The sequence below is a fragment of the Marinobacter sp. genome (assembly GCF_035268745.1).
Classification (GTDB): domain Bacteria; phylum Pseudomonadota; class Gammaproteobacteria; order Pseudomonadales; family Oleiphilaceae; genus Marinobacter.
Genome location: NZ_DATFKH010000183.1, coordinates 1 through 2,512 on the forward strand (window position 1 = coordinate 1; position 2,512 = coordinate 2,512).

At 59.0% G+C, this 2,512-nt stretch carries 3 protein-coding genes and 1 pseudogene; 1 reads left to right on the forward strand and 3 read right to left on the reverse strand.

The features are described 5' to 3' along the window. Both VJ956_RS12940 and rluD read right to left on the reverse strand, forming a co-directional pair. Nucleotides 1-313: laccase domain-containing protein (locus VJ956_RS12940; protein WP_324085460.1), on the reverse strand; the 313-nt coding region annotated here is incomplete at its 3' end. Continuing rightward, nucleotides 303-1,280: a 23S rRNA pseudouridine(1911/1915/1917) synthase RluD gene (rluD, locus tag VJ956_RS12945; protein ID WP_324085461.1), complete on the reverse strand. Its 978-nt coding sequence runs from the start codon at nt 1,278-1,280 to the stop codon at nt 303-305. The genes VJ956_RS12940 and rluD, both read right to left, overlap by 11 nt. A 135-nt stretch (nt 1,281-1,415) precedes the next feature. Here rluD and VJ956_RS12950 point away from each other — a divergent pair, with 135 nt between their 5' ends. Then, nucleotides 1,416-2,249 (forward strand): outer membrane protein assembly factor BamD, encoded by an 834-nt coding sequence (locus tag VJ956_RS12950; protein WP_324085462.1) that lies wholly within the window; start codon nt 1,416-1,418, stop codon nt 2,247-2,249. Nucleotides 2,250-2,256: 7 nt separating this feature from the next. Here VJ956_RS12950 and VJ956_RS12955 read toward each other — a convergent pair. Next, a pseudogene (locus VJ956_RS12955) lies at nt 2,257-2,512 on the reverse strand (NAD+ synthase); the annotation flags it as partial.

The following is a 2,512-nucleotide window of genomic DNA, read 5'->3' on the forward strand; positions in this document are numbered from 1 at the left end:
TGACCAGGCAGGGAACCCGGGGCTGCGAAGTCACGCAGCCGTCCGCCTGCACCGGCAATTCAGCAGGGAGTTCTGCGAACTCAATTCCATGGACCTGATCCATAAACCGGAATTCGGCAACAGGGATTCCGGTCCAGTCCGCAAGTCTCAGGCGATTCTGACCGACCTTCTGCGGATCATCCCCGACATGGTCACCAAAGTTCAGACTGTCCCAGGGCGCCACGCTGAAGCCACCAGTCCGGGTTGTTGAAACCGCCTTGACGCCCTTTGGCGCGGGCCAGTCCGGGATGATGAATTCGGGCTCAGACACCATGGTTTTCCAGGTCTTCAACATGCTTGCGCAGGCCCGCGAGTAACGCCGTCATGTCTTCCGGCAGGGGCACTTCCCAGCTCAGGGTTTCACCAGTCTGTGGATGCTCAAGGGTCAGTTTGCGGGCGTGCAGGGCCTGGCGCTGGAATGCCGCCAGGGTCTCCCGAAGCTCGTCTGTTGTACCTTTGGGCAGCCGCAGGCGCCCGCCATAAAGCGGATCACCGACCAGCGGGTGCTTGATGTGAGCCATATGCACCCGGATCTGATGGGTGCGCCCGCTTTCCAGCCTGCAACTGATGTGGGTGTGGGCGGCAAACCGCTCCGCCAGCCGGTAATGGGTAATGGCGGGTTTGCCGCTGGCCACCACTGCCATTTTCTTGCGCTCCTGCGGGTGGCGGCCGATGGGAGCATTCACGGTTGCCCCGCCGGTGATGGTCCCGACAATCACGGCTTCGTACTCTCGCCCCATGGTGCGGCTCTGCAGTTGATCCACCAGCGAGGTGTGGGCGATGAGACTGCGCGCCACCACCATGATTCCCGAAGTATCCTTGTCCAGCCGGTGCACAATGCCCGCCCGGGGCAGATTTTCCACCTCCGGAGCGTAATTGAGCAGGGCGTTGACCAGGGTACCATCGACATGCCCCGCCGCAGGGTGCACCACCAGCCCTGCCGGTTTATTGATCACCAGCAGATGCTCGTCCTCGAATACCACATCCAGGCCGATTTCCTCGGCCTCCCAACTGACCTGCGCTTCCGGTTCGGCATTGAGCTCAATGGCATCGTCCATCATCACTTTGTCACGTGGTTTGCAGATTTTGCCATTTACGGTCAGCGCTCCGGATTTTATCCAGCCCTGAAGCCGGGACCGGGAGTGTTCCGGCATCAGTTCGGCAACGGCCTGATCCAGTCTCCGGCCACTGATATCCGAAGGTATGGAAAACCTTGCGGTGATAGGTGATTCAGCTGACATTGAGCCCCCGGGGCTTCCAAAAAGTTACGTTTCCGTCAAAAAGGCAGAATCCAGCAAGCCTGCCACTGCACAAGCCCGGGGATCCCCGTTACAATGCTGCACAGTTCAATTTCTGCCATTATACGGGATTCCGGCATGAGATCAGTTGCTCGATTAGTCTTGCTATTCACCGCCGTGCTGTTGATCAGCGCCTGTGCCTCCAACAGTCAGGACGAGGTTCTGGCGGAAGAAACCTACTATGAAAATGCCCGCAACGATATGAGATCCGGCAATTTCAACGCGGCCGAAAGCAGTCTCAATGCCCTGGAAACCTACTATCCCTTCGGACGCTATGCCGAACAGGCCCAGCTCGACCTGATTTATGCCCGCTACCAGAATCTGGACCTGGAGGGTTCACGAGCCGCCGCGGACCGTTTCCTGCGCCTTAACCCGCAAAGTGAACACGCCGACTACGCCCTCTATATGCGCGGGCTGGCCTCTTATAACCTGGATATCAGTCTGGGCGCCCGCTACTTACCGATCGATATTGCGGCCCGTGACCCGGGCGAACAGCGCCAGGCCTTCGAGGATTTTTCGGAGCTGCTGAACCGCTTTCCTTCAAGCCAGTACGCGCCCGATGCCCGCCAGAGAATGATTGCCGTGCGCAATCGCCTCGCCAGCCTGGAACTGATCGCAGCCCGGTATTACATCAGCCGCCAGGCTTACGTGGCCGCCAACAACCGTGCCCGTTTCATTATTGAGAATTACCCGTCTACGCCTCCCGTGGAAGACGCGCTGATTATCCTGGCGGAAACCTTCCGCTTTCTGGATCTCGAAAAAGGCACCTCGGACGCTGTTGCCCTGCTGAGAGAGAACTTTCCGGACAGCTCGGCCTTTAACGCAGACGGTGAATTCGAGGCCGACGTCCTGTCCCGGGAAAACCGCTCCCTGGCCAGTGTTGTGACCTTCGGCCTGATAGGCGACGAATAACGGGACTCTAGACCCCGCTTTTCCAGCCATTGGTAATGGGATAGCGGCGGTCCTTGCCGAATCCTCTCTCGGTGATTCGCACACCAATGGGCGCCTGCCGGCGCTTGTACTCGTTGGTATCCACAAGGCGAACCACGCGATCAACATCCTCGCGGCAGAACCCCTGGGCGACAATGGCGTCTGCACTCAGATCCCGCTCGACGTAAAGGTTCAGTATCTGGTCGAGAACGTCATAGCCGGGAAGGCTGTCTTCGTCTTTCTGA